We start from the raw sequence: 278 nt of genomic DNA on the forward strand, positions 1-278 counted from the left end.
GTACATCGTTCAAGCCCGTCCGGAAACCGTAAAAAGCCGCACCACCGCCAACGTGATGGAGCGCTACCTGCTTAAAGAAACCGGCAAGGTGCTGGTGGAAGGCCGCGCCATTGGCCAGAAGATCGGCGCCGGTAAAGTGCGCGTGATCAACGATATCGCCGAGATGGATAAAGTTCAGCCGGGCGACGTGCTGGTCTCCGACATGACCGACCCGGACTGGGAGCCGGTCATGAAGCGCGCCAGCGCCATCGTCACCAACCGTGGCGGTCGTACTTGCC

At 61.2% G+C, this 278-nt stretch carries 1 protein-coding gene; it reads left to right on the forward strand.

The features are described from left to right. Positions 1-278: PEP-utilizing enzyme (locus tag AC0IW9_RS30725; protein WP_471652094.1), on the forward strand; the 278-nt coding region annotated here is incomplete at both ends.

It is taken from the genome of Belnapia sp. AC561 (assembly GCF_979252845.1).